Below are 19,428 nucleotides of genomic sequence, written 5' to 3'. Positions count from 1 at the left end.
GTCCCGTTATCGCTTGATGTTGGTGGTTTCCTGCAGCATCTCGTCCACGGTCTGGATGACCTTGGCGTTTGATGAATAGGCGCGCTGGGTCTGGATCAGGCTGGTCAGTTCCGCCGCGACATCGGTCTTCGATCCTTCGCGCGAATAGCCATGGATGGTCCCGGTGGGCCCGGCCCCGGCATCCCACAGGAAGAAAGAGCCCGATTCGGGCGAAACCTGATATGCTTGGTTCGAGAGGGATAACAGCCCGTTGGGGTTGGGCACATCGACAAGGGGGATCTGATAGAGCCGCTTCGTGAAGCCGGTGTTGTAGGTGGCGTTCACATAACCGTTTTCGTCGATTTCTATCGTGGTCAGGTTGCCGACCGGAGAGCCGTTCTTTGCGATGGATACCGGAGCAAAACTGTCAGAAAGCTGCGTCAGCCCGTTCGGATCACCCAGCCGGCCGATCCCGACGGTCATCGGCCCCCCGGCGACTGTCAGCGCCAGCGTGCCATCTGCCGGGTTGTAGGCCCCACCGGAAATCACGCTCACCGAGGCCAGCGTTCCGCCCGCGCCGCGCGAATCGTCGAAGGTCAGGCTGTATTCACCGATCAGCGCCCCGCCCGAGGCAGAATCGCGAATCTCCATCCGCCACTGGTTCGAGGATCCCGATACCGGCACAACAGGGATGAATGTCACCTCCAGCGTCTCCGAGGTGCCGAGGTTGCCGAAATATTCCACCGACAGCGGCGGCGGAACTGAAGTCGAGCCGGCATTGGTGTAGGTCGCCGGCAGGTTGACCCCCAGGCTCATCATCGTCGTCGGATCGCCTGCCGCCTGGTTGGTGTTGATCACCACCGGCACAAGCCCCGCAATCGTGTCGCGCGGCTTCGGCGGGATCGACCCATCGGCATTGGCCGGCCAGCCAAGCAGCACCAGCCCGGTATCGGTTTTGAGAACGCCGTTCGCGTCCGTGCGGAAACTGCCCGTCCGTGTCATCAGAAGCGGTGAGTTGCTGAGTGGGTTGCCCAGCGCGGCCTCGCTGATCACCGGCAGCATTCCCCGGCCGGAAATCGCCAGATCCAGGGCATTTCCGGTGCCGATGAGATCACCACGCTCGTCGATCAGTCGAACGGCCGACGCGCGCACGCCGCCGGCGGAATAGGAACTGGCACCGCGGGCGGAAGAGACCACCATGCAGGTGAATTCGGTTTGTGCCCGCTTGTAGCCATAGGTGGATGAGTTCGCGATGTTGTCGGAAATCGCGGCAAGCCGCGTCGCATTGGCATTGAGGCCGGCCACGCCCGCGGAGAGCGATGAGGAAATCGTCATGGGAAAGCGCCCTTCTGCTGCTTCGTGCCCCGATGGGGGAAAGCTGCACCGGGGTGGATTAACACCGGCCTAACGGGTAAAATCCGACAGATTCCTTCATCGGTCGCGGCGTAGAAGAACGATCTCGATCCGGTTGTTCCGCAGGGCCGTCGGATCCCTTGTCACGGGTTTGCGGTCGGCATAGCCCGTGACGCGCTGCATCCTGCCTGCGTCAATTCCAGATGTTTCCAGCAGCGCACGCGTGGCCTGCGCGCGTTCCGCAGACAGTGGCCAGACGGGATTGTCTGCCAGGGTCACGGGATGGGCGCGCAGATGCCCGTTCACAGCGATTTCGTTCGTGGTCAGGTTCAGAACCTCGCCCAGAAGCAAGGCTATCTCACGCGTGAGGGCCGAAGGCTCGGCTGTTTCCTGCCTGAACAGGGTGGCGTCGGGCCGATCGAACAGTTCGATCACCAGCCCCTCGTCGGTGATCCTGGTCACGACATGACGCAGCAAGCGCTGCATCGTGCTGCTTTCACCGCCACGGGCAAGCAAGGCCTTTTCCACGTCCTCAAGGTCCGATGGTGCCTTTTCGATGCCCGCCGTTTCCTGTTTGCCGTTCATGCCAGGTGAGGCAGCAGCGGCCAGCATGCCCCTCGTGTCGATCGCACCGGTCCCGGTATGTGCCATCGTCTCTTCGGCGAAAACACTGTCGCCACCAAAGGCCCCGTCACCGCCGCCCGAAACGCGGTTCACCGGGACCGTCGGATTGAAGTAATCCGAAATTCCCTTGCGCTGCCTTTCGGTCGTTGCGTTCAGAAGCCACATCAAGAGGAAGAAGGCCATCATCGCGGTCACGAAGTCGGCATAGGCCACCTTCCATGCCCCGCTGTGGTGACCGCCGCCAGCCACGACCTTCCTGCGCCTGATGATGACCGGCGTGGCATTGCCTTGCCCTGCCATTCCGTATCACCCTTTGTCACACCCGTTACGGGTGATAGCACCAGGACACTTTCCCCAACCTTAACCTGCGGGCTTTTAGGGAAAGGCCGTGATGGGGCCATATTGCGCCGGGGTCAGACGATCCGCGACCCGGCTTGCCAGACACCAAGAAGCTTCCCCTCTGGCGTGACATGAACCATGTCCGCCCGGCGCCCCGGCAGCAGGTGGCCCAGTTCCGCGCTTCGGCCCAGGCAGGCTGCTGGTCGCGCCGTGCCCATGGCCAGTGCCACGTCGACCGGAAAGCCCAGTCCGGTCATCACCCCCACCGCTTGCGGCAGGGTCAGGTCGGCCCCGGCCAGCGTGCCGTCCTCCAGGGTCAGCCGGCCGTCGCGGCGCAGGATGCGGCGTCCGCCCAGCGTGAATTCGGTCAGGTCGCTGCCCGCAGCGGCCATCGCATCGCTGACAAGAAACAGCCGGTCGCTTGCGGCCATGGCGATCCGGATCGCTGGCGGAGCAACGTGGATGCCATCGGCGATGAGCCCGACATGGACCGGCTGGGTCAACGCGGCGCCGACAAGACCCGGCTCGCGATTGCCCAGCTGGCTCATGGCGTTGAACAGATGCGTCACGCAGGTCGCGCCCGCAGCGATGGCGGCCATCGCCTGGGCCCAGGTGCAGTCGGTATGGCCGAGGCTGACCACCACGCCCGCCGCCGCGAGCTGCCCGATCTGCTCTGCCGTGACACTTTCCGGCGCGACGGTGACCAGCAGCGAAGGCAGATGCCGCGCGGCCTCGAGCAGGAGAGAGAGGTCGCCATCGGTCATCGGACGGATCAGGGCGGGATCATGCGCGCCTTTGCGGCGAGGGTCGAGATGCGGGCCTTCCAGATGCAGGCCCAGAAAGCCGGGTGTGCCGGCCTGTGCCGCCTTGATGCCCGCAGCGATCACCGCGGATGTGGCCTCGGGCGTGTCCGTGATCAGCGTGGGCAGAATGCCCGTCGCCCCCAGCCGGGCATGGATCGCGCACATTTCGGCCAGCCAGCCGGCGGTGCAGCCTGCATCCACCATCCGCCCGCCTGCCCCATTCACCTGAAGGTCCAGGAACCCCGGCGCAAGGATGCCGCCGTGCAGCCGAACCTCCTCTCCGGGGCCGGCTTCGGTGACGATGCCGTCTTCGACCCGCAGGCTTGCCCTGTGGTGCAGATGCGTGCCGTCAAAGACCGCCGCGCCGGTGAAGATCTGCGCAGTCATACTGTTTCCGTCACCTTGCGAAGATGGGGGGGCACGTCGGGGTCGAACCCCCGGCGGCGGGCAAGGCCTTCGATGAAGGCGTAGAAGCTGACCGACAGGACCAGTGGCGAACACAGCGGGTGCAGGTCGGGCAGGCTGGGCAGGCGGGTGGCCCCCGGTGCGTCAGCCCCGGTCAGGAACACGTCAGCCCCCTGTACCGCCAGCCGCTCGGCGGTCTCGCGCAGGCGGGGCAGTGCGGCATCCTCCACACCCAGCGCCAGAACCGGGAACTGCGCCTGGACAATGGCCGAAGGCCCGTGCAGCACCTCTGCCGCCGAGAAGCTTTCGGCGTGAAGGCCACAGGTTTCCTTGAATTTCAGCGCCGCCTCGTTCGCGATGGCAAAGGCCGGCCCGCGCCCCAGCACATAAAGGGACTGCGCCCGAGCCAACCGTGCGGCCAGGGGCGACCAGTCCATCGTCAGCGCCTGGGCAAAGGCCTCTGGCAGCCTGGCCACGGCGGCGCGCAGGCTGTCGTCCTGCTGCCACTCGGCCAGCAGCGCCAGCCCGGCAAGGACCGAGATCACGAAGGTCTTGGTCGCCGCCACGCTGTTTTCGGCCCCGGCCTGCAAGGCAAGGCAATGCGCCGAAGCCTTTGCCATCGGGCTGTTCGCGTGGTTGGTGATCGCTACGGTCAGCGCCCCCCCCTGGGCTGCCGCCCGCATCATTTCAACGATGTCCGGGCTCTGGCCGGATTGGGAGATACCGATGCAGGCCCCCCGGCGCAGCCGCAGCGGACGGCGGTAGATCGAGGCGACCGATGGTCCGACGCTTGCCACCGGCACCCCAGCCAGCAATTCGACTGCATATTTCACATAGGTCGCGGCATGATCCGACGACCCGCGTGCCACGGTCACGATCACGTCGGGATCGGCGCGGCGCATCGCCTCGGCCGCCTGTGCGATCGAAGCGGTCGCCAAAGCCAGGAACCGCCGCGCGGCCTCCGGTATTTCGGCCACTTCGCGGGCCATGTGGGATTGGGTCATGCTGGCGGCCTTTCCGGTTCCGGTGCAAGCTTCAGCTCCACCGCGAAATCATATGCGTCGCCCCGGTAGAGCGAGCGGGTGAATTCCACCACCCGGCCATTGGCCAGATAGCCGATGCGCTCGATCTTCAGCCCTGCAGCGCCCGGGGCCACGCCCAGCAGCTCGGCATCCCGCGGGCCAAGATTGGCGGCCGAAATCCGCTGCACCGCGCGCACGGGGCGATGGCCGGATCTTTCCAGCACGGCATAAAGCGAGCTGCCGACCACCTCCGGGTCGGGAAGAACCTGTGTCGGAATCGAGGCGCGTTCGATGGCCAGCGGTACACCGTCCGACCTCCGCACCCGTTCCAGCCGCGCGACCCGGTCGCCGGCGCCAAGGCCAAGGGCCATCACCTCTTCCGGCGTGGGCGGCTGCACCGACCGGCTGATCCAGACCGATTCCACCGACTTGCCGCGCCGGGCCATGTCTTCCGTGAAGCTGGTCAGCAGCGACAATGCCTGCTCCAGCCGTTCAACGCGCGGCGCGACATAGGTGCCGGAACCGCGCTTCTGCACCAGCTGGCCCGAGGCGACCAGCGCCTCGATCGCCTTCCTCACCGTCACGCGGGAAAGCCCGGTCATCGCCGCTATGTCGCGCTCTGCCGGAAGGCTTGATCCGGGCGGCAGCGCGCCCTGCGCCATGGCATCCACCAGCCGGCGCTGAAGTTGCAGGTAAAGCGGCCCTGCGCCATCGCCGAACCCCTCGGGTGAGAACAGCCCGTCCATCACGCAGCCTCCCGCGCCAGCATCAGCGCCCCGTCCAGCGCGGTACCCTGCGACGGACGGATCGGCCAGCGCCCTGCCAGCCTTTCGGCATGGGCAGGGCCGAGCCCGCCGATGAAGGTCACCGGAAGCGGACGGTCGCCCTGAAGTACCGAGATCGCCGCCGCGACGTCATCGGTTGCCCGGGCCAGCAGAAGCTGCGCCACCGGGTCTGCGCTGTCCAGGATGCGCGGGGCAAGAGCGGCAAAGTCTGCCGGTCGGGCCGAAAGCGAGAAGGCGATGATCCCCTCCTTGCCGCCGTATTGGGCGGCAACCTGTTGCAGCAAGGGCGTCATCGGCCGGAATCCATCCAGCCCCGCCAGCACCTCTGCCAGAAGGCCCCGCCCCAGCCAGGCCCCGCTGCCCTGGTCGCCCAGAACCAGCCCCCAGCCTCCGATCTGGCGGATGACACCGCCGCTTTGCCGGGCAAGGACAGACCCCGTGCCGATTGCGGCAACGATTCCATCATGGCCGCCAAGCGCGCCCCTGACAGCCGCATGACCATCGGTCTCGATCCGCAGGCGCGTGAACGGCAGAGCCCGTCGCAAGGCCTGCGCCGCACCTGCCGCGTTGGCCCCGGCAAGGCCCAGCCCGGCAGCAAGGCGCGCAATGGCATCGGGGGGACAGTCGGCATCGGCAAGGGCCTTGTTTGCGGCTGCCAGGATGTTGTCGCGCGCGCCCAGGACATCGCTGGCGATATTGGCAGGGCCAGCCGCACCGCGCCCCAGGATGCGGCCTGAAGCATCGGCAACCGCCGCACGGCAGCCGGTCCCCCCACCGTCTATGCCCAGATACAGGTCCATGCGAATCCCCTTGTGAGGAAATAATACCAAAAAGATACCATTTTGAAAGCAGTATCTTTGAGGTATTCTTAAGACACAATATTGCGCCGAAAAATCCGTAGATGGAAGATGAAGCTTTACAAGTGGTATTGTTTTGGCATTATCCTGATCAAGGAGGAATCACATGGCCGACCATTCGACCGAGGCACTGCATCCACTGGCGCAAGGCCTGCATCTGGCCCCGGCGGATCAGGTATTGTCACGCGCGCTTGACGCCCAGCTGGGCGCCCTTGCGGCAGTGCGCCCAGCGCTTCCTGCGCTGGAAAGGGCTGCCGACCTTGCGGCCGAGGCGCTGCGCAACGGCGGCAAGCTGGCCTATGCCGGCGCCGGATCCTCCGGCCTTATGGCGCTGGCCGACTGCCTGGAACTTCTGGGCACCTTTGGCATCCCCACCGAGCGGACGCCGATGCTGTTTGCAGGAGGGGCAGATGCACTGCTCAAGATGACCGGCGGGGTCGAGGACAACCCGGCCCTTGCCGCTGCCGACCTTGCCCGCGCCGGGCTTCGGCCCGGCGATGTGGTGATAACTGTCTCAGCCTCGGGCACGACGCCCTATACGCTGAAAGTTGCCGAGGGGGCCGCGGCGGCGGGGGCCAGGATCATCGGCATCGCCAATGTCGCAGGCTCGGCCCTGCTTACAGCCGCCGATGTGCCGGTTCTGCTGGACACGGGGGCCGAGATCGTGGCCGGGTCTACCCGTCTGGGCGCTGCAACGGCGCAGAAGGTGGCGCTGAACCTCATCTCGGTGCTGACAGGCGTGCGTCTGGGGCATATCCATGATGGGATGATGGTGAACGTGATCGCCGACAATGCCAAGCTCCGCGACCGTGCGGCACGGATCGTCGCCCATGTGGCGGGGGTAGAGACCGCAGCCGCCCGCGTCGCCCTGAATCGGACGGGGGGGGCGGTAAAGGCCGCCGTGCTGGTCGCACGAGGCGCGTCGCCCGAGGCTGCGCTGGCGCGGCTGGCAAGCGCGGGCGGCCATCTGGCCGCTGCGATGAACACCTGACACGAAGACCACCGGGCGATATGCCCCAACAGGGAGACTGAGAATGACCAGAAAAATCCGCCTCGCGCTTCTGACCAGCACGCTGCTTGCCGGTCCGGCGCTGGCCGAAACCACGCTGACCATCGAAAGCTGGCGCAACGATGACCTGACCATCTGGCAGGACACGATCATCCCGGCCTTCGAGGCGCAGCATCCCGACATCAAGGTGGTTTTCGCCCCCTCGGCCCCGGCGGAATACAATGCGGTGCTGAACTCCAAGCTTGCCGCGGGATCGGCCGGTGACCTGATCACCTGCCGACCGTTCGACGCCAGCCTCGAGCTTTACAACCAGGGCCACCTGGCCGACCTTTCGGATCTGGCAGCGATGGCGAACTTCTCTCCGGTTGCGAAGTCGGCCTGGCAGACCGACGACGGCAGCGCAACCTTCTGCGTGCCTATGGCCTCGGTGATCCACGGGTTCATCTACAACGCCGATGCCTTCGAGCAACTGGGCCTGTCGGTTCCGACCACCCGGGACGAGTTCTTCGCCGTGCTCGACAAGATCAAGGAAGACGGCACCTATATCCCGATGGCGATGGGCACCAACGACCAGTGGGAAGCCGCCACGATGGGCTATCAGAACATCGGGCCGAACTACTGGAAGGGCGAGGAGGGCCGTCTGGCGCTGATCAAGGGCGAACAGAAGCTGACCGACGAGCCTTGGGTTGCGCCGTTCCGCGAACTGGCGCGCTGGAAGGACTATCTGGGCGACGGCTTCGAGGCCCAGACCTACCCGGACAGCCAGAACCTCTTCACGCTCGGCCGCGCCGCGATCTACCCGGCCGGTTCGTGGGAGATTGCGGGCTTCAACGCCCAGGCCGATTTCAAGATGGGCGCCTTCCCGCCGCCGGTGGGCGCTGCGGGCGATACCTGCTACATCTCCGACCACACCGACATCGCCATCGGCCTGAATGCGAAGTCGCCGAACGCAGAGGCCGCCAAGGTGTTCCTGGAATGGGTGGGTTCGCCCGAATTCGCGGCGCTTTATGCCAATGCCCTGCCCGGCTTCTTCAGCCTGAATTCGACCCCGGTCGAAATGTCGGACCCGCTGGCGCAGGAATTCGTGTCCTGGCGGCAGAAGTGCCAGTCCACGATCCGGTCCACCTACCAGATCCTTTCGCGCGGCACGCCGAACCTGGAGAACGAGACCTGGAATGCCGCGGCCAACGTGATCCGTGGTGCGGAAACGCCGGAAGCTGCGGCCGCGCGCCTGCAAGCCGGTCTGGCTTCGTGGTATGAGCCGCAGAAATAGGCCAGATCCTTCGGGACGGGGGGCCTTGCGCCCCCCGCACCCGGCCTGAAAATCCTTACCAGCATGAAAGGGAACGAACATGGCTTCGCGTAAGCCCGTGCGCTGGCACATTGCCGTGTTTCTGGCCCCGGCCGTGCTGGTCTACACCAGCCTGATGATCATTCCCCTGTTCGGAACCCTGGCGCAGTCGCTGTTCAACAAGGACGCGGCTGGCGAGCGGGTCTTTGTCGGGCTGGCGAACTTTGCCCGCCTGTTCGGCGACGCGCTGTGGTCCGACGCCTTCTGGAACGCGCTGGCCAACAACACCTGGTTCTTCGTGATCCACATGCTGGTCCAGAATCCGATCGGCATCGCACTGGCGGCGATCCTTTCGACCCCGCGCCTGCGGATGGCGGCGTTCTACCGCACGGCGATCTTCATCCCCACGATCCTTTCCTTCGTCATCGTCGGCTTCGTCTGGAAGCTGATCCTGTCGCCGATCTGGGGCATCGCCCCCGGCCTTCTGGACCTTGTGGGGCTGAAATCGCTGTTCCAGCCCTGGCTGGGCAAGGAGGAAACCGCGCTGACCACCTTGGCGCTGGTGTCGGTCTGGCAATTCGTCGGCATTCCGATGATGCTGATCTATGCCGCTCTTCTGTCGATCCCCGACGAGGTGATCGAGGCCGCCGAGATGGACGGGATCACCGGCTGGTCGCAGTTCTGGAAGATCAAGCTGCCGCTGATCCTGCCCAGTATCGGCATCATCTCGATCCTGACTTTTGTTGGCAACTTCAACGCCTTCGACCTGATCTATGTGGCGCAGGGGGCACTTGCGGGGCCCAACTTCTCGACCGATATCCTCGGAACCTTCCTTTATCGCACCTTCTTCGGCTTCCAGCTGCAACTGGGCGATCCCTACATGGGCTCGGCCATCGCGGGTTCGATGTTCGGCATCATCCTGATCGGCGTCTGCCTTTACCTGTTCGGCATCCAGACCCGCCTGCGGAGGTATCAGTTCTGATGAGCGCGCGCACCTCACTTGGCCGAACGATTGCAGCCCACGCGGTCCTTCTGACCTATACGCTGATCGCGCTGTTTCCGGTCTTCGTCATCGTCATCAACAGCTTCAAGAGCCGCAAGGCCATCTTTGCCGATCCGCTGGCCCTGCCGATGCCAGCCAACTTCGACCTGGTGGGCTATCAGACGGTGCTGAAGCAGGGCGATTTCCTGCTTTACTTCCAGAACAGCCTGATCGTGACCGTGGCCAGCCTGTTCTTCGTCCTTCTGTTCGGCGCCATGGCGGCCTTCGCATTGAGCGAATACCGCTTCAAGGGAAACACCCTGATGGGCCTTTACCTTGCCCTCGGCATCATGATCCCGATCCGTCTGGGCACGGTGGCAATCCTGGAAATCATGGTGGCCACAGGCCTGGTGAACACACTGACTGCGCTCATCCTGGTCTACACGGCGCAGGGGCTGCCGCTGGCCATCTTCATCCTGTCCGAGTTCATGAAGTCGGTCTCGAAGGATCTGAAGGATGCAGGGCGCATCGATGGGCTGTCGGAATACCGCATCTTCTTTACCCTCGTCCTGCCGCTGGTGCGGCCGGCCATGGCAACCGTTGCGGTCTTTACCATGATCCCGATCTGGAATGACCTCTGGTTCCCGCTGATCCTGGCTCCGGCCGAACAGACCAAGACCGTCACGCTTGGCGCACAGGTCTTCATCGGGCAGTTCGTCACCAACTGGAATGCCGTCCTTGCCGCGCTGTCGCTGGCTATCGTTCCCGTCCTTGTCCTCTACCTCATCTTCTCGCGGCAGCTGATCCGCGGGATCACCGCAGGAGCCGTCAAATGATCAAAGTGATGGTCGCCGGTCTTGGCACCATGGGCCGCAGCCATGCGCTGGCCTACCACCGCAACCCGGCCTTTCAACTGGTGGGGCTGGTCAACCGCTCTCCCCCGACGCTGGACCCGGCGCTGAACGGCTACGCCATCGAGCCCGAGTTCCACGCCGCCTTGAACCGGCTGAAACCGGATCTGGTGAACATCTCCACCTATTCCGACAGCCATGCCGACTATGCCGTGGCCGCGATGGAGGCCGGGGCGCATGTCTTCGTCGAAAAGCCGCTGGCGACGACCGTGAAGGACGCGCGTCGGGTGGTGGACTGCGCGAAGGCGAACGGAAAGAAGCTGGTCGTCGGTTATATCCTGCGCCACCATCCGTCATGGATGCGACTGATCGCAGAGGCGCGCGCCCTGGGCGGACCCTACGTCTTTCGCCTGAACCTGAACCAGCAGTCCAAGGGCCCGACCTGGGAGGTTCACAAGACCCTGATGAAGACCACCAGCCCGCTGGTCGATTGCGGCGTTCACTATGTTGACGTGATGTGCCAGATCACCGACGCAAAGCCCGTGGAAGTGCGAGGCATGGGGGTGCGCCTGACCGACGAGATCGCGCCCGACATGTACAACTACGGCCATTTCCAGGTTCTGTTCGATGACGGCTCGGTCGGCTGGTATGAGGCCGGCTGGGGGCCGATGATGTCGGACACGGCGTTCTTCGTGAAGGACGTGGTCAGCCCCAATGGTGCCGTGTCGATCAAGATGCCGGAAAGCGCGCGGTCGGACGACCATGCCACCCACACCGCGACCCAGACGATCCGCGTGCACCGCGTCGGCCAGCCGGATCAGGACCTGTCGATGGCCGACGAGCCCGGCCATCAGGATTTGTGCGAGCGCGAACAGGCCTTTGTCGCCCGTGCGATCACGGAGAACCTGGATCTGACGCGCCACATGGAGGATGCCGTCCAGTCGCTTGCCATCTGCCTTGCCGCCGACGAAAGCGTCCGGTCGGGCAAGCCGGTGCGGCTGTGAACGCGGCCCAGCCGCAAGGCGCCTCCCTCCCCCACAAAAGGGGGGAGGGAGGGGCGCATCCGGATCGCCCGCCGCCATCCCCTCCACAGCCGGAGCAAGGGGAGGCGACGATTCTCAATCCAGGCGCTGTGCGGAGGACGTCATGGGCGCACTTGAACTGAAGGGCGTCACGAAAAGCTTCGGCAAGACCGACGTGATCAAGGGCGTCGATCTGATCGTGAACGATGGCGAATTCTGCGTCTTCGTCGGCCCATCAGGCTGCGGGAAGTCCACGCTGCTGCGGATGATCGCGGGGCTGGAGGATACGACGGGGGGCGACATCCTTCTGGACGGCAAGCGCATGAACGACGTGGCGCCCGCGAAGCGCGAACTTGCAATGGTGTTCCAGACCTATGCGCTCTACCCCCACCTGACCGTGCGCGACAACATGGGGCTGGCGCTGAAACAGGCCGGTGTCTCGCGGGCCGAGATCAGGGCCGCGACCGACAAGGCGGCCGCAATGCTGGCGCTGGAACCCCTGATGGAACGGCGCCCGGCCGAACTTTCGGGCGGTCAGCGCCAGCGCGTGGCCATCGGTCGGGCCATCGTGCGCACGCCGAAACTGTTCCTGTTCGACGAGCCTCTGTCGAACCTGGACGCAGCTCTGCGCGTCGCCACCCGGATCGAGATCGCAAAGCTGCACCGCGAGCTCAAGGCGACGATGATCTATGTCACCCACGATCAGGTGGAGGCGATGACGCTGGCCGATCGTATCGTCGTGCTGCGCGCGGGCAAGGTGGAACAGGTCGGCAGCCCGATGGAACTTTACAACAACCCGGCGAACACCTTTGTCGCGGGCTTCATCGGCAGCCCCCAGATGAACTTCCTTGACGCGGCCAGCATGGGCTATCCACCCGGCCGGATCGGGATCCGCCCCGAACACCTGACCATCAGCCGCGAGTCCGGCGACCTGAAGGCCGAGGTCAGCCATGTCGAGAAGCTGGGCGGCGAGACGCTGGTCTATGCACGTCACCCCGATCATGGCCTGCTGACCGTCCGGCTGTTCGGCGAGCATGACTTCGCTGTGTCAGAGACGGTCTATCTGACCCTGCAGCGCGATCGCATGTTCCAGTTCGATCCTGCGGGCAAGCGTCGCTGATCAGGCCTTTGCCGCGGCCCAGGCAGACAGCAGTGCCTGGGTCGCATCGCCCTCGACCACACCAAGCAGCAGCCCCTCGCCCGAACGGGCGCACAGGATGCTGTGGCCGTCCACAAGGGTCGCCCCAAGAAGCGAACAGACCGTGCTGCCGGGCTGGTTCGACATCAGGTCAAGCTGGCGACCAACGGCTTCGGCTTCCTCCTCCAGAAAGCCCTGCAGATGCGCCACCATCTCTTCCGGCCCCTCGGTCACCCCGTCGCTCACCCCGCCAGAGACCAACCAGGCCACCAGGCCAGGCCCCATTGCACGGGCCAGAGCCGCCAGATCGCATGTCGCGGCCGGCGGCGCCTTTCGTTCGGCAGCAGTGCGCGGCAATGGAATGACCTTCGGCCCGCGCCCCCCTCGTACGGGCTCTGCTTCCGGCTCGGGCGCGGGCGGTGCCATTCCGGGAACGGCGTTCAGATCGATCAGCAGAAGGTCGGCCAGAAGGGCCACCGGCAAGCCGACGTTCACGCCTTCGCCGGCAGGGCCAAGGGGCTGGCTGGTCACGCGCAACTCGCAGCGCGGCGCGGCAAGCGCCTGCAACAGCTTGATCAGCTCGTCCTTGTGTTCATCCTCCAGGGCACCGGCGGCAAGACAGCGTTCAGCCCCGGCAAGACCGACGGCCTCGGTCAGGCGAAGTGCGCGACGCCCGGCGACTTCCAGAGTCAGGGAGGCACCGCTGCTGGATTCGAATCGTAGTGCCCTGCCAAGGATGGTTTCGTTCACCTCGCGCAGAAGCGCCACGATAGGGCTGGGATCGGACGCCACGGCGATCACCCTGGCACCGCCGGGGGCGATCTGCGCCGCAGCCTGCAGTGCCGTCAGCCGAGCCACGATCGGAATTGCTGCCTTGTTCAACGGCCTGCCCGCCCTGCCTGTGCCGCGCGTCACCCGCCGGAAATCCCGTCCAGCGTTTCGCGGATTTTCGTCACAAATTCCGGCAGGTCAATGCCATGCTCGCAGATGCAGCACAGTGCATCGGCCGGCTCGCTTTCCGACCGCAGAAAGACCCGAACGCCGTCTTCGCCCACAACCAGCGCCCCGTGAGGCTCGCCAAAGGCCTCGACCGATAGCGCGAAGAGCGGATCGTCGAAGCTGGCCCGCGCCTGCTTGCACAGGGCGTCCAGATGTTCCTGGGTGATATCCTCTGCCCCCTGGCTGGCAAGGATCATGCTGGACGACAGGTCGGCAAAAGCCACCACCCTCGCCTTGGGAAAGGCTTTGACCACGGTGCCAAGGCTTTCGATCACGCCCAATTTGCGCCCCCCGGCTTGCGCCGCCCTACTTGCCTTGCGACCGCAGGCCCGTCATCTGCGCTTCGGCCGCTGCGAACATGTCGTCATCCGAGAAGGAAACGATGGCAGGGCCGGTATCGCCCGTCGGGCGTTCGGTGCGCAGCAGACGTTCGCCTGCGGCAACGCGACGCGGCATCACCCTGACAACAGGCCTGTTCCGCACTGCCATCAGCCGCTCGAACGACCGGGCGATCAGGCTTTGTCCCACCTCGGCGCTGTCGAACGGTTCGGGTCGGACTGCGGGTGCCCTCTCCTGTCCTGGCTCGGGGGAACCTTCGTCGATCAGGCGGTGAATGATCTCGAAAAGCGCGGTCGCGAATGCATCCGCCCCGCTTTCTGCCCATTTCTCCTGGTCGTCCCCCGCGTTCATCGCCTTCAGAAGCGAAACCGGGAACACATCGGCAAATAGCCCGTCCACTTCCTGCCGGACACGCTTCAACACCTTGGCGCGGTCGGTGTCGCTGTGGATCTTGTCAAAACGGGTGATCAGCAGCAGGCTGTTGCGCCGCATCTCGGGCGGGAAGCCGTTCCAGACACCGCTTTCCGATTGCCGCCAAGCCTGGGTCGCATGCGTGCACCACAGGACGCCATCAGCGAGATAGGTCATCCGTTCCCACACTTCAGGCGACATCGAGGGGTCGGAAATCCCCGGCATGTCGATCAGGTCGCAATAGCGCAGGATGTCGCTTTTCATGAAGATGCGGACATGTTCCGTCGTATCCAGCGACACGTGTTCCAGATCGGCCAGGTCAAGATCATAAGCCACGCCATCCAGCCCCATCGTATAGGCGTCTTCCGGCCCATAGGATAGCCACACCGGCGGCAGCTGCGTTGCCGTGACCTTTTCAAGCAGCGGCCTTGCGCCCATCAGCACGTTGCAAAGCGTGCTCTTGCCCGAGCTGAACTCGCCCATGATGGCGATGCGCGGTTTGCGGGTCATCGGCATGGGTACAATCCTTTCCTGCCCTTCCCGGCCTCAATCGGCATAGACGCCAAGCTCTTCGATGATAGAGGCCAGGCATTGCTGCCGGTCCTCCCAGGCATTCACGCCGAACAGCTCCTTCATCTCTTCCATCGATATTTCCGAGCTGGCCAGAGCGCTCATCAGAAGTTCGCGCTGCTCCTGCAGGAAGTCGCGCAGCGTCGCCTGGGTGCGTTCGCGGAACAGGCCGATCTGGATCGTCTTCAGGTCGTTGATGATCGGGTCGGTTTCCGCCCGGATCAGCTTGTTGAAGTCCTGTGCAAATGCCTTGTAGCCGCGGCGGCGCTGCCACCAGCCCTTCCACCAGCTGACCTGAAGGTCCAGCGCGATGGTCTGACCCAGGTTGATCGGCGGCGGAATGTAGGACACGACCGGGGTCTCGATCTTGAAACCCTCGACGACGATCGAGAAGGTCTTGCCGTAAAGGTCGGCGATCTTGACCGCCGTCTCGTTGTTCACCTCGGCCGCGATGGCGTGCATCTTCTTCAGCACGACCTGGTAGCTGGACGACAGTAGCATCCGCAGCCCCAGGGGGCTGTAGTGCCATGTCGCGTCCTCGCCATGGGTCTGCAGATGCTCGATCAGGCTGTTCGTCGCCCGGTCGAGGAAGCGTTCGTAGCTCTGGTCGATGCGGTTGGTGAAATCCTTGCAGACGTTGTTCGTCAGGTGGGTCAGCTTGTCGACGGCTGCCTGTTCGATCTGGCGCAGCTCGGCGTCCAGCTGTTCCGGCGTCATGGTCCGGTTCAACTGACCGTCGGATTCCAGGATGCGGACCTGATCGACCACGTCCAGGCTTTGCGCCAGGTTCAGCGCCTGGCGGGCCGATTTCTGCAGCGCCTCGCGCACCGGGCCTTCGTACATCCGCTGCCCCAGCGCATCCAGCAGTGCCGGCACGCCCGAAGCATGCCAGACAAGCTGCTCGGCCGTCCATTCGCCCATCTTCTCGGCAAAGGCAGCGCGCGTCCAGTTGATCGCCGACTCGGTCGAGTCGTCGGACATCTCGTCGATCTTGCCTTCCAGCACCGCATTGGCCCAGTGGGCCGAACCATAGATGATGTCGATGTCCTGCGGCGCGTTGTTCTTTTCCAGCGTCTCCAGAATCGCGCGATGGATTTCCGGCACCTGGTTGGCAGGATCGGGCAGTTCGTCGATCCGGTTGACGAAAATGATGATCTCGCGGCTCTGGCGATGGGCGATCAGGCGGATCAGCGCCATGTCCATCGTGGTCAGCGCCTGGTGCGCCGACAGCACGACGATACAGGATCGGCTGTCGCGCACCGCGTTGATCGTGATCTGCTCGCGCATCATGAAGGTGTCGTTCACGCCGGGCGTGTCGCGCACGCACAGCATGATCGGAATGTCCTCGCGATCCATGTACAGATCGGCCGACTTGGTGATGTCGGTGAACCTGCCCTGATCGGCGCCGCCCGCATCATCGTCGCCGACACAGACATAACGGCGCAGCAGCGCGTCATCGACCGTGCCATAGCGATGTTCGGTGCCCAGAAGCAGCTCAAACTTGCGGCCCAGCCGTGCCTGCGCCTTTTCGCGCATGGCGACGACCTGAAGACGAAGCTTTTCCAGCTCCTCGTCCGCACCGGCCCGTGCCGCAAGCTGGCCGATCCGGCCACCGTTCGACACCAGCCTTTCCCATTCGGCGTTGTCGAAGAACTTGAACTTCGCCCTGACGTTCAGTTCCGGCGGCGGCGTATTGATGTGCAGCGAGGTGACAACCGAGGTCCACGGGTTCACGTCGGTAGGCAGAAGGCCCGGAGCGCCGATCATCGCGTTGATCAGCGATGTCTTGCCCGCCTTGATCTGCCCGATCACCGTGACCGACGGCTCGACATCGCGCACCTGCTGCAGGATGCGGGTCACTTTCTTGGATGTGTCCGGATCCGCCATGGTGACGAAGTCGCGCAGGACATCCTCGAACTGCCGGATCGACTCGGCAATGCGGCCAAGGCCGGGGAAGCTGCGCTTCAGGCCGGAACCCGCATCCGCAACGGCTGGAACAACCGGTTCGGCACCCGGATCATCATCCTGAACGATTGCGCCAAGTCCCATGATCACCCCTCAACCTTCGCCCTGAACCAGATTTATGTCACACCCCAAGGCGCAAGTCCCCGCAATCGTGTCATAAGTTGGGAAAGTGGTCCGAATTGGGCAGGTTTTTGACGAATCTACGCTCAATAATCGTGTCAGATAGAGCGCAATGTTTCCAGATCGCGCCTGAGTTGCAGAAGCAGCGTGATTGCATCGTCTGCGGGCGCGTGACCCTTCTCAAGCTGCATCAGCATGATCAGATCCTGAACCTCGCCCAGATCGGCCTTGATTCGCCTCAGATGCTCTGACGCGCCCCTGCCGATGATCTCGGCTACCTTCTCTGCCGTCTCGCGGCTGTGCTCAAGGATCTGGTCCACCGGCACCTTGGCGTCGGGATCGACCCAGCCCGCAAGATCGGCGGCACGGGTCATGATCAGCGAGATTGCAGCATCCACGATGTCCTGATCCGCGCCAGAGGCGGCCGCAGGTGGGGGGGCCGGCCTGACCGACACCACACGCGCGATGCGCGGGCGCGCACGGCGTTCTGCGGGGGCCGGATCGGGCTGTCCCTGCGCATCGAGGGGAACCGGGGGGGGGCGTGCGCGGCATGGCCGGGCGCGACGACGCGAATTCCTCTGGCGCCTGGATCGGGGCACGGGGCTGTTCCCCGGCAGGGCGCGGGCTGGGGCCCCGAACCCGGGTGACCGGCTCGCCCGGAACGGCGGCACCGCCGGCAGGGCGGCCAGCAGCCTGCGGCGAGGCAGGCACAGGCTTGCGCGCGCCAAACAGCGATGGCCGCGCCAAACGTTCGATCTGCGCAGAAGCCTCCGCTGGCATCGAACGCAGACCGGCATCCAGGCGATCCCGCGGGACGCGCGGCGCCTCGGGCGCAGCGGAAATCGCAGACAGCATTGCTGCGATCGCCGCATCGTCCGGGCCGCCCTCGTCGGCACCCGTGTCGCCGGTTTGCCCACTCCGGGGCCCGGGCCGCTTCATCACCGCCGGTTCTGGCGGAAGCCCCGCCGCGGGTTCAGGCATTGGCACGGCAGGCGATGCAGCCTCCGGCCCGGCTTCGCGGGCGGGCCTAGACGGTGGTGCGGCAGCCTCGGCCTTGGATTTCCATGTTGCGCGAAACGGCACCGATGAGGAGGACCCGGCATCATCCCCCATCGGCAGTTGCTTGATGCGCTCGGCAAAACGCCTGCGACCGGCAGCCGGGTCGCCAGAGGGCTGCCGCCCGGCGACGGCGTCTCGGGCAACGACAGGGCCTGCGACGGGTTCCTGCCAGGTCCTGGGGTCCGGTTCTGGTGCAGGCTCCGGCACCGGGCTCGGTTCCTTTTCCGGCTCTGGTTCCGGCAGCAGCTCGGGTTCCGGTTGGGCCGACGGCTCGGGCACGGGTTCCGGAATGGGCGCGGGCTCTGGTTCCGGGCGTTGCTCTGCGGGGACAGCGGCTTCGCGCGCGGGTTCCTCCGGCACCGGGTCAGGCGGCGGCGTCCAGCCCCGTGTTTCCCCGGTGTGCGGGATGTCGGGGCCGGCCTCAGCCGGATGCCGCGTCACAGGACCGTCTGCCGCAGCATGACGTGCGATCAGAAGCTCGGCCATGTCGGTGTCGGCGCGCCGCGCCATCTGCACGCGGGTCTTGATCGTGGTGATGACGGCAGAGGCGCCACTGTCGCGGAACAGGTCGCGGTCCAGCCCTCCCGGCGCTGTCATGGCCGCGCGCGCCTGCTTGGCCGAAATCGCAAGCACCTGGCGGAACTCTTCCCCCGCCCGCAACTCCACCCGCTCGATCATGCCCTGTGCGGCCTCGCGGCTGCCAAGCAGATCGATCTTCGTCAGGAACAGGAAGCCGTTGTCCTTGACCATGTCGGGCATGCCTTCCCACACCTGCTGTTCTTTCGGCAGGTAGGAGGTCGTGCACCAGATCAGGATGTCTGCCCGTTTGCTGGCCCAGATCGCGGCACGGCGCTGATCGGCCTCCATCGGGCCGGCGGCCACTTCAAGCAGGCTGATCACTTTCAGCGCCGGCAGATCGGCCTCGATCGTGATGAGCGCGGGGTTGAGCGTCAGCACCTGCGACAGGTCGCGGCCAGGCACTACCTCGGCCCTGCCATCGGCGAGCGTGCAAAGCATCCGCTCCTCCTCGCCATGCTGCACGATGATCGTCGGAAGGCGCAGCATTTCTGGCACGACCACGGTGCCGGTCAGCAGGTTCAGAATGGACGACTTGCCGCACCCGGGCAGGCCCAACAGCGCCACCCGCGCCGGGCGTTCAAGGCGTTCCAGCAGCCGCTCTGCCGCTTCCGCCGGGCCGCCAGCCGGAAGCACGCCCCGATCCAAGAGCCGACCAAGCCGCTGCGCGACCGTCAATTCTCCGTCTGCCTGTGCCATGCCCTACCTTATGACGATCACGCGACGCGGCCGCAAGCGCACCGGAGGCAGGTCCTCGGCAACAGTGTCATCTTTCTGCGACACTTCCTGCACGACCACGACGGGGGCGGATCTCCGCCTCTCGGGCGGTGTATCGGAAACCGGCTTTTTGTCATGGTTTGCGACTGCCCCCTCCCGCAGACCCTCCTCGGACGTACCGGTTTCTGGCAATGTTTGGGCGGGCATCGGGT

The 19,428-nt window shown here is 65.0% G+C and carries 19 protein-coding genes; 6 read left to right on the top strand and 13 right to left on the bottom strand.

Annotated elements, in window-relative coordinates:
- Positions 1–6: 6 nt before the first annotated feature.
- From EZM81_RS13060 to EZM81_RS13035, 6 genes are all read right to left on the bottom strand, one after another.
- Positions 7–1,314 carry a flagellar hook protein FlgE gene (locus EZM81_RS13060; RefSeq protein ID WP_136646018.1) on the bottom strand — a complete coding sequence of 436 codons (1,308 nt, stop codon included), beginning with the start codon at positions 1,312–1,314 and terminating at the stop codon, positions 7–9.
- A 96-nt stretch (positions 1,315–1,410) separates the two neighbouring features.
- A complete protein-coding gene (locus tag EZM81_RS13055; protein ID WP_135450509.1) occupies positions 1,411–2,256 on the bottom strand; it encodes a flagellar motor protein MotB in 846 nt (281 codons plus the stop codon).
- Between the two features lie 113 nt (positions 2,257–2,369).
- Positions 2,370–3,485 (bottom strand): N-acetylglucosamine-6-phosphate deacetylase, encoded by a 1,116-nt coding sequence (nagA, locus tag EZM81_RS13050; protein WP_136646017.1) that lies wholly within the window; start codon positions 3,483–3,485, stop codon positions 2,370–2,372.
- Positions 3,482–4,507, bottom strand: a complete 1,026-nt coding sequence (locus EZM81_RS13045; protein ID WP_135450507.1) for an SIS domain-containing protein — start codon at positions 4,505–4,507, stop codon at positions 3,482–3,484. Before EZM81_RS13045 ends, nagA begins: the two co-directional genes overlap by 4 nt.
- Complete coding sequence (locus EZM81_RS13040; protein WP_135450506.1) at positions 4,504–5,271, bottom strand: GntR family transcriptional regulator; 768 nt, start codon at positions 5,269–5,271, stop codon at positions 4,504–4,506. Before EZM81_RS13040 ends, EZM81_RS13045 begins: the two co-directional genes overlap by 4 nt.
- Complete coding sequence (locus tag EZM81_RS13035) at positions 5,271–6,110, bottom strand: BadF/BadG/BcrA/BcrD ATPase family protein (RefSeq protein ID WP_136646016.1); 840 nt, start codon at positions 6,108–6,110, stop codon at positions 5,271–5,273. Before EZM81_RS13035 ends, EZM81_RS13040 begins: the two co-directional genes overlap by 1 nt.
- Positions 6,111–6,273: 163 nt before the next feature.
- Between EZM81_RS13035 and EZM81_RS13030 the strand changes: the two genes are divergently transcribed.
- The 6 genes from EZM81_RS13030 (at position 6,274) to EZM81_RS13005 (ending at position 12,442) form a co-directional block, all read left to right on the top strand.
- Entirely contained in the window at positions 6,274–7,158 is an 885-nt protein-coding gene (locus EZM81_RS13030) for an N-acetylmuramic acid 6-phosphate etherase (RefSeq protein WP_135450504.1), read from the top strand.
- A gap of 43 nt (positions 7,159–7,201) precedes the next feature.
- Complete coding sequence (locus EZM81_RS13025; RefSeq protein ID WP_135450503.1) at positions 7,202–8,449, top strand: ABC transporter substrate-binding protein; 1,248 nt, start codon at positions 7,202–7,204, stop codon at positions 8,447–8,449.
- A gap of 79 nt (positions 8,450–8,528) precedes the next feature.
- The gene (locus EZM81_RS13020) at positions 8,529–9,449 is read left to right on the top strand and encodes a carbohydrate ABC transporter permease (protein WP_135450502.1); all 921 of its coding nucleotides are present in this window, start codon (positions 8,529–8,531) and stop codon (positions 9,447–9,449) included.
- Positions 9,449–10,285 carry a carbohydrate ABC transporter permease gene (locus EZM81_RS13015; RefSeq protein WP_205909989.1) on the top strand — a complete coding sequence of 279 codons (837 nt, stop codon included), beginning with the start codon at positions 9,449–9,451 and terminating at the stop codon, positions 10,283–10,285. Before EZM81_RS13020 ends, EZM81_RS13015 begins: the two co-directional genes overlap by 1 nt.
- The gene (locus EZM81_RS13010) at positions 10,282–11,304 is read left to right on the top strand and encodes a Gfo/Idh/MocA family protein (RefSeq protein ID WP_211195417.1); all 1,023 of its coding nucleotides are present in this window, start codon (positions 10,282–10,284) and stop codon (positions 11,302–11,304) included. The genes EZM81_RS13015 and EZM81_RS13010 overlap by 4 nt, the downstream gene beginning before the upstream one ends.
- Before the next feature lie 142 nt (positions 11,305–11,446).
- Positions 11,447–12,442 (top strand): ABC transporter ATP-binding protein, encoded by a 996-nt coding sequence (locus EZM81_RS13005; RefSeq protein ID WP_136646015.1) that lies wholly within the window; start codon positions 11,447–11,449, stop codon positions 12,440–12,442.
- Here EZM81_RS13005 and EZM81_RS13000 read toward each other — a convergent pair whose 3' ends face one another.
- The 7 genes from EZM81_RS13000 to EZM81_RS18445 all read right to left on the bottom strand — a co-directional run.
- Positions 12,443–13,318 carry a hypothetical protein gene (locus EZM81_RS13000; protein WP_169052373.1) on the bottom strand — a complete coding sequence of 292 codons (876 nt, stop codon included), beginning with the start codon at positions 13,316–13,318 and terminating at the stop codon, positions 12,443–12,445. It abuts the gene before it with no gap.
- Between the two features lie 53 nt (positions 13,319–13,371).
- Positions 13,372–13,740: a hypothetical protein gene (locus EZM81_RS12995; RefSeq protein ID WP_135450499.1), complete on the bottom strand. Its 369-nt coding sequence runs from the start codon at positions 13,738–13,740 to the stop codon at positions 13,372–13,374.
- A gap of 25 nt (positions 13,741–13,765) precedes the next feature.
- The gene (locus tag EZM81_RS12990; RefSeq protein WP_135450498.1) at positions 13,766–14,725 is read right to left on the bottom strand and encodes a GTPase; all 960 of its coding nucleotides are present in this window, start codon (positions 14,723–14,725) and stop codon (positions 13,766–13,768) included.
- Between the two features lie 30 nt (positions 14,726–14,755).
- Positions 14,756–16,828, bottom strand: a complete 2,073-nt coding sequence (locus EZM81_RS12985) for a dynamin family protein (RefSeq protein ID WP_135450497.1) — start codon at positions 16,826–16,828, stop codon at positions 14,756–14,758.
- Positions 16,829–16,962: 134 nt separating this feature from the next.
- The gene (locus tag EZM81_RS12980) at positions 16,963–17,238 is read right to left on the bottom strand and encodes a hypothetical protein (protein WP_136646013.1); all 276 of its coding nucleotides are present in this window, start codon (positions 17,236–17,238) and stop codon (positions 16,963–16,965) included.
- On the bottom strand, positions 17,168–19,198 hold the full coding sequence (locus EZM81_RS12975) for a hypothetical protein (RefSeq protein WP_136646012.1): 2,031 nt from the start codon (positions 19,196–19,198) through the stop codon (positions 17,168–17,170). The genes EZM81_RS12980 and EZM81_RS12975 overlap by 71 nt, the downstream gene beginning before the upstream one ends.
- Positions 19,199–19,201: 3 nt before the next feature.
- Positions 19,202–19,428, bottom strand: a 227-nt coding sequence (locus EZM81_RS18445) for a hypothetical protein (protein ID WP_211195416.1), incomplete at its 5' end; no start/stop codon positions are given.

It is taken from the genome of Tabrizicola sp. YIM 78059, from assembly GCF_004959785.1.
GTDB classification, from domain to species: Bacteria; Pseudomonadota; Alphaproteobacteria; order Rhodobacterales; family Rhodobacteraceae; genus Tabrizicola; species Tabrizicola caldifontis.
Note: the sequence above shows the minus strand (reverse complement) of the source record. Positions and strands in the feature narration are given on the sequence as shown.

Bases quoted from the DNA above. Each gene is read 5' to 3' on its own strand.
- EZM81_RS13060 (WP_136646018.1), bottom strand. From the start codon at position 1,314: ATGACGATTTCCTCATCGCTCTCCGCGGGCGTGGCCGGCCTCAATGCC.
- EZM81_RS13055 (WP_135450509.1), bottom strand. From the start codon at position 2,256: ATGGCAGGGCAAGGCAATGCCACGCCGGTCATCATCAGGCGCAGGAAG.
- nagA (WP_136646017.1), bottom strand. From the start codon at position 3,485: ATGACTGCGCAGATCTTCACCGGCGCGGCGGTCTTTGACGGCACGCAT.
- EZM81_RS13045 (WP_135450507.1), bottom strand. From the start codon at position 4,507: ATGACCCAATCCCACATGGCCCGCGAAGTGGCCGAAATACCGGAGGCC.
- EZM81_RS13040 (WP_135450506.1), bottom strand. From the start codon at position 5,271: ATGGACGGGCTGTTCTCACCCGAGGGGTTCGGCGATGGCGCAGGGCCG.
- EZM81_RS13035 (WP_136646016.1), bottom strand. From the start codon at position 6,110: ATGGACCTGTATCTGGGCATAGACGGTGGGGGGACCGGCTGCCGTGCG.
- EZM81_RS13030 (WP_135450504.1), top strand. From the start codon at position 6,274: ATGGCCGACCATTCGACCGAGGCACTGCATCCACTGGCGCAAGGCCTG.
- EZM81_RS13025 (WP_135450503.1), top strand. From the start codon at position 7,202: ATGACCAGAAAAATCCGCCTCGCGCTTCTGACCAGCACGCTGCTTGCC.
- EZM81_RS13020 (WP_135450502.1), top strand. From the start codon at position 8,529: ATGGCTTCGCGTAAGCCCGTGCGCTGGCACATTGCCGTGTTTCTGGCC.
- EZM81_RS13015 (WP_205909989.1), top strand. From the start codon at position 9,449: ATGAGCGCGCGCACCTCACTTGGCCGAACGATTGCAGCCCACGCGGTC.
- EZM81_RS13010 (WP_211195417.1), top strand. From the start codon at position 10,282: ATGATCAAAGTGATGGTCGCCGGTCTTGGCACCATGGGCCGCAGCCAT.
- EZM81_RS13005 (WP_136646015.1), top strand. From the start codon at position 11,447: ATGGGCGCACTTGAACTGAAGGGCGTCACGAAAAGCTTCGGCAAGACC.
- EZM81_RS12990 (WP_135450498.1), bottom strand. From the start codon at position 14,725: ATGCCGATGACCCGCAAACCGCGCATCGCCATCATGGGCGAGTTCAGC.
- EZM81_RS12985 (WP_135450497.1), bottom strand. From the start codon at position 16,828: ATGGGACTTGGCGCAATCGTTCAGGATGATGATCCGGGTGCCGAACCG.
- EZM81_RS12980 (WP_136646013.1), bottom strand. From the start codon at position 17,238: ATGACCCGTGCCGCCGATCTTGCGGGCTGGGTCGATCCCGACGCCAAG.
- EZM81_RS12975 (WP_136646012.1), bottom strand. From the start codon at position 19,198: ATGGCACAGGCAGACGGAGAATTGACGGTCGCGCAGCGGCTTGGTCGG.